The organism is Rickettsia asembonensis (genome assembly GCF_000828125.2).
GTDB classification, from domain to species: domain Bacteria; phylum Pseudomonadota; class Alphaproteobacteria; order Rickettsiales; family Rickettsiaceae; genus Rickettsia; species Rickettsia asembonensis.
The window spans coordinates 1-5,363 of sequence record NZ_JWSW01000047.1 but is presented as its reverse complement, the minus strand read 5'-3'; the positions used below and the strand labels follow the sequence as shown (position 1 = coordinate 5,363).

The following is a 5,363-nucleotide window of genomic DNA, read 5'->3' as shown; positions in this document are numbered from 1 at the left end:
TCAACACTCCCTAAATTAGGGTTTTAATGATAAATTTTCACTTTAATTACTTGATTAAGATAGTTTTAACAGTATAACTGATGTAAAATGGCTACATTTTTCTATAAATTAATATAATAACGTATATATTTTAAACTTTGTAAATAACTGGCATTTGCAGTATGTGGGTAGTTTGTTATAATTAACTCACATAAAAAAATATATTGATGTATATTATTGCCAGTTGTATATATTGTTTTATAAAAAAACATCAATACATATTAACCCATTAAAGGAGAGTTGATTTTATTATGAGTACACATAACAAAAAAGAACCAAAAAAAATGAATAAAACCGAATTTATAGCATTTATGACCGACCATGGTCATAATCATAAACATGCTTCACATAAAACATTAACAAAAGCTGATGCTGAGAAAGCACTTAATTTAGTTCTTGATAGTGTGATTAGTGCTATAAAGAGCCACCATAATATTAATATAACAGGTTTCGGTTCATTTGAAATACATCATAGAAAAGCACGTGAGGGTCGTAACCCAAAAACCGGAGCAAAAATGAAAATAGATGCTTACAATCAACCTACTTTTAGAGCTGGAAGAAAAATGAAAGAAGCTTGTAATTAAAAGAAGTAACTTATTACAATACTGATAATTTCCAAACCCCGTTACAAGCTTGCGGGGTGACACTAGAAAAACCGGCTCATGCAACAATACTCTGCAAAAGCCGGAATGATATAGAACAATTTTTAAGTATAATTCATAACGATATTACAACCATTGATAATTGAACGTCTAGAGTTTAACTTAAAACATAATAAGCTATATAATAGTTGGCTTATCGAAGCCGAAAATATAGAGCAAGCTTTAAAAGATTTAGAAGATTTTATATATAGTAAACTTTTTAAGAATAGCATTCCTCTTGAAAACAACCCTGATTATCATTTCATCGCTAGGGAAACTTCAACTACATCTAATGCTAAAAATATTTCTATTGAACAAATAAGAAAATTACAAGATTTCTTAAGTAAAACTTTTGCAATTTCAGGTTATAAAGTTGCCGTAATTTATGCGGCTGATATTATGAATTTAAATGCGGCGAATTCATGCTTAAAAATTCTTGAAGATGCACCAAAGAATAGTTACATTTTTTTAATTACTTCAAGAGCTGCAAGTATTATATCTACAATTAGATCAAGATGCTTTAAAATTAATGTTAGCTCATCTCAACCTCATTCTATAAATGAATTATATCTTCAATTTATTCAGCCGATAGCAAATAATGAAACGTTAGATTTTATTAATCGTTTTACTACTAAAGAACGAGAATTATGGCTAGATTTTATTGATAATTTATTATTATTATTGAATAGAATTCTTAAAAAATCCGCTAACGTCAATATTAAGCTTCTAGATTTAGAAAATAAGATTTTTGATAAACTGCCAAATAAGCATCCTTCCTATTTACTACAAAAATTTACCAATATAAAAAAGTTAATATATAATACCGTTGATTATGATTTAGACTTAAAAACAAGTTATATATTAGTGGTGAATGAGTTTTTTAGTAATTAACACGATATCACTACGTTCCTTTCCACGTTATCCATAAAAGGCGTTATTGCATGGATAGGTAAAACCCGTTGTGTCACCCCGTGGCTTGACCTATAGTACCGGACAATTTTTGTTCTATGTCATTCCCGCGTAGGCGGGAATCCAGCAAAGTAAAGCTTTTTTTAAAAGCTTTACTTTACAAAAACTATGTAATAAAAAATCTTTAATTTTAAAGATTTTTTAGTCTGGATCCCCGCTTTCGCGGGGATGACATCAGGATCTTTTAAAAAAATGTCCGGTACTATTGGCTTGACCACTGGGTCCATAAAAACAACTTGAAATACTAATAATTTTAGTATTTTTTATTGGATCCCGCTACAAGCTCGCGGGGATATGACAACAGAAAATCGATCTATGCAACAACGCCTACATAAAACCATAAAATATATTGTTGCTAAAACATATTGAGCAAAATATATTAGAACTTTATAAATTAAATTATTTGCATGTTTAAAACTTTAACACAAAATTTAACGAAGATTTTTGATAAGCTAGTTAGCTCAGGCATTTTGACAGAAGCTCAAATAGATGCTGCTATGCGGGATATAAGAGTAGCTCTTTTAGAGTCGGATGTTGCATTACCGGTGATAAAAGATTTTATAGCGGAAGTTAAACAAAAGGCACTCGGACAGGAGGTTATTAAATCCGTTTCACCGGGGCATATGATAATTAAAATTATCCATGAAGAGATGATAAACCTCTTAGCTTCAAGTGAAAGTGAGACAAAGCTAAATTTAAATTCAAAGCCGCCGGTAAATTTCCTAATGGTAGGGCTGCAAGGGAGCGGTAAAACTACAGCGAGTAGTAAGCTTGCTTTACGACTTAAAAATCAAAATAAAAAAGTTTTACTTGTTTCTTTGGATACTTACAGACCGGCCGCACAAGAGCAACTTGCTATACTTGCAAACTCAGTACAGATTAATTCATTACCTATTATGCAAGGTGAGAAACCTCTTGATATTGTCAAAAGAGCTATTACCGAGGCTAAAATTTCTGCTTATGACGTCGTAATTTATGATACGGCAGGTCGTACACAAATTGATAAAGAGATGATGGAGGAAGCCCTTGCAATAAAAAAGATAGTGGAACCTACGGAAACTTTGTTAGTAATTGATAGTATGACAGGGCAGGATGCAGTAGTTACGGCAAGTAGCTTTAATGAAAAGTTAGAGATTTCAGGATTAATTTTATCTAGAATTGATGGCGATTCCAAGGGCGGTGCAGCACTCAGTGTAAAATATATTACTAAAAAGCCGATTAAATTTTTAAGTAGCGGTGAAAAACTAACTGATTTAGAAGAGTTCAATGCTGAACGTTTAGCTTCTCGAATACTTGATATGGGTGATATTATCTCTTTTGTTGAAAAAGCAGCTAGTATCGTTGATAGAGAAGAAGCCGAAAAAACGGCTGCTAAATTGAAAAAAGGTAAGTTTGATTTAAATGATTATCTTCAGCAAATGAGAAGTATAAAAAAAATGGGAGGTTTTGGAAGTATACTTAGCATGTTACCGGGTAGCGGTAAAATTATGGATCAAATAGATCAATCAAAATTAAATAGTAAAATAATTGAACATCAAGAAGCAATTATTTTATCTATGACGCTGAAAGAACGTAAGAATCCTGACATCATTAATGCTTCTCGTAGAAAACGTATAGCTGCTGGAGCAGGGACTACAGTACAAAAGGTAAATATTTTGCTAAAGCAATATAAGCAAATAAGCGAGATGATGAAAAAAGCCAGTAAAATGAATCCTAAAAATCTATTACGTAGCGGAATTGGAAAATTGTTTTCGTAAAACGGCATTATTGTATGGAGGGTTTTACCGTCATTGCGAGGAGGTGTTGTTGCGTGGACCGGTAAATGCTCTTTATGTCATTCCTGCGGAGGCGGGAATCCAGAAAAAAAGTATAAATATAGCAAATTTTTGAAATTAAAAGCTCGATTTATCTTGCTTTATGCTGGATTCCCGCCTACACGGGAATGACATCGGTATCCACGTAACAATGTCTTGCGAGGAGCGAAGCGACGTGGCAATCCAGAAAAAGTAATAAAAAATGCTAATTTTTAGCATTTTTACTGGATTGCCGCACGGTCTTCGACCGCTTGCAATGACGGTGCGGGTATTCATGCAACAACGCCCGTGCCGGCTCATAATGACAGGTCTAATCAATCTTCAATTTCAAAGCATTTGCAAAAAATGTATAGATATTGCTAAAATAATTAGCACTGTCTTTTAAGTCACTACCGCTACCATGTCCGCTATCACTACTCTCTAAGAAATAAGTTGTAATGTTTGGATTTTGCTCAAGTACATATTCAAAAATTCGTGCATGCCATGGATGTACACGTTGATCAAGCACTGAACCGGTAATTAAAATAGTAGGATATTTTTGAGTTAAAGATAAATTTTCTAAAGGTGCATATTTTTTAATATGTACTAAATCATTTGGATTTTCCGGATCTCCATATTCAGTCATCCATGAATGTCCTGCTCCGAATTCTTTATAGCGTACCATATCAAGTATAGGTACTTCACACGCTATAGCTCCAAATAAATCGGGACGCTGTGTCATTGCAACACTTACTAGCAATCCGCCGTTACTTCCTCCTTTAATTCCTAAATACTCAGGGTTAGTAATGTTTTGCTTTATTAAATCCTCTGCTACTGCAATAAAATCATTAAAGCCGGTTTGACGTTTTATTCCTTGAGCCGCCTTATGCCACTCAGGACCAAATTCTCCGCCGCTTCTGATATTAGCAAGAACACTCACTCCACCATGTTTAACCCATACTTCATTTTCCATGCGAGAGAAATATGGAGAGTTGATTACTTGAAAACCATCATATGCTTCAAGTAATGTTAGATTCTTACCATCAAATTTTGTACCTTTTTTATAAACAATAAAATATGGTATTTTAACTCCATCCGAGCTTGTAGCTTTCTTTTGCTCTACAACATAATTTTTGCTATCAAACGGATATAAAGGCTTTCTAATAACTTTTAATTCATGAGTTTTATCCCATAAATAGATAGTTGGAGGAACTATAGAATTTTCTATAGTAATTAGTGCATCTTTTTCCTCATCATCAGACAACATACCAAAAATTGCATTTTCATAAGGCAGTTTAAAAGTTACCGGTTTTGTCCATTCATTATTTTCTAATGTAAATGTTACTACTTTTGAAATAACATTCTCATAGCTAGTTAAAAATACTGTATCTTTAGTCATTCCTACAAAATAAAGTACTTCCTTCTCTGTTGGGGTAAATAATATTTTTAAGCTGGCTTTATCGTTATCTTCTTTTAGAAGATCAGTGTAGTGTATGGCAACAAGTGAACCTGCTTTTATATTACTATCTTTAAATTGCCAATCGGAACGCAGCAACCAAAATACATATTCTTTAAAAGAACCTTCAGGTGTTGCATCTGATGGCATATTTATTTTTTGTAATTTTAAGCTCTCATCTTTAGTATCTAAAATATAATTATCGTAATTATAAAAATCCTTATCTGCAGATATAAATATTAAAGATGAAGAAATATTATCGGATAAAAGTTTACCAGCTGATACACGTATATAATTCTTTGATATTTCAAATAGTTTTTTGGCTTTCTCTATAGGTTCTTCTCGCTTCCATATGTAGAGCGAGTTAGGATATAAAGAGTCAGTAACTTCCTCTTTATGTAAAACTGGATTAAATATAATGTTATCTTGGTCAACCCAAGTAGGGACAGTAAATGTGAGTGTTGA

At 32.6% G+C, this 5,363-nt stretch carries 6 protein-coding genes; 4 read left to right on the top strand and 2 right to left on the bottom strand.

The features are described from left to right. The first annotated feature begins 290 nt into the window (after positions 1-290). The 4 genes from SB78_RS05180 (at position 291) to SB78_RS10210 (ending at position 3,539) form a co-directional block, all read left to right on the top strand. Complete coding sequence (locus tag SB78_RS05180; RefSeq protein ID WP_008579420.1) at positions 291-623, top strand: HU family DNA-binding protein; 333 nt, start codon at positions 291-293, stop codon at positions 621-623. Positions 624-776: 153 nt separating this feature from the next. Further along, on the top strand, positions 777-1,571 hold the full coding sequence (locus tag SB78_RS05175) for a DNA polymerase III subunit delta' (RefSeq protein WP_041079098.1): 795 nt from the start codon (positions 777-779) through the stop codon (positions 1,569-1,571). Between the two features lie 485 nt (positions 1,572-2,056). Next, complete coding sequence (gene ffh / locus SB78_RS05170) at positions 2,057-3,406, top strand: signal recognition particle protein (RefSeq protein WP_041079097.1); 1,350 nt, start codon at positions 2,057-2,059, stop codon at positions 3,404-3,406. After that, on the top strand, positions 3,387-3,539 hold the full coding sequence (locus tag SB78_RS10210; RefSeq protein ID WP_199402799.1) for a hypothetical protein: 153 nt from the start codon (positions 3,387-3,389) through the stop codon (positions 3,537-3,539). Before ffh ends, SB78_RS10210 begins: the two co-directional genes overlap by 20 nt. A gap of 2 nt (positions 3,540-3,541) precedes the next feature. Here the strand turns inward: SB78_RS10210 and SB78_RS10205 are convergent, their stop codons facing one another. Then, the gene (locus SB78_RS10205) at positions 3,542-3,739 is read right to left on the bottom strand and encodes a hypothetical protein (RefSeq protein WP_199402797.1); all 198 of its coding nucleotides are present in this window, start codon (positions 3,737-3,739) and stop codon (positions 3,542-3,544) included. Positions 3,740-3,773: 34 nt separating this feature from the next. Beyond that, on the bottom strand, positions 3,774-5,363 hold a 1,590-nt coding region (locus SB78_RS05165; protein ID WP_041079096.1), incomplete at its 5' end, for a prolyl oligopeptidase family serine peptidase.

What these genes read in the sequence shown, in the direction of transcription:
- SB78_RS05180 (WP_008579420.1), top strand. Translation starts at nt 291, where the DNA reads ATGAGTACACATAACAAAAAAGAACCAAAAAAAATGAATAAAACCGAA.
- ffh (WP_041079097.1), top strand. Translation starts at nt 2,057, where the DNA reads ATGTTTAAAACTTTAACACAAAATTTAACGAAGATTTTTGATAAGCTA.
- SB78_RS10205 (WP_199402797.1), bottom strand. Translation starts at nt 3,739, where the DNA reads ATGAATACCCGCACCGTCATTGCAAGCGGTCGAAGACCGTGCGGCAAT.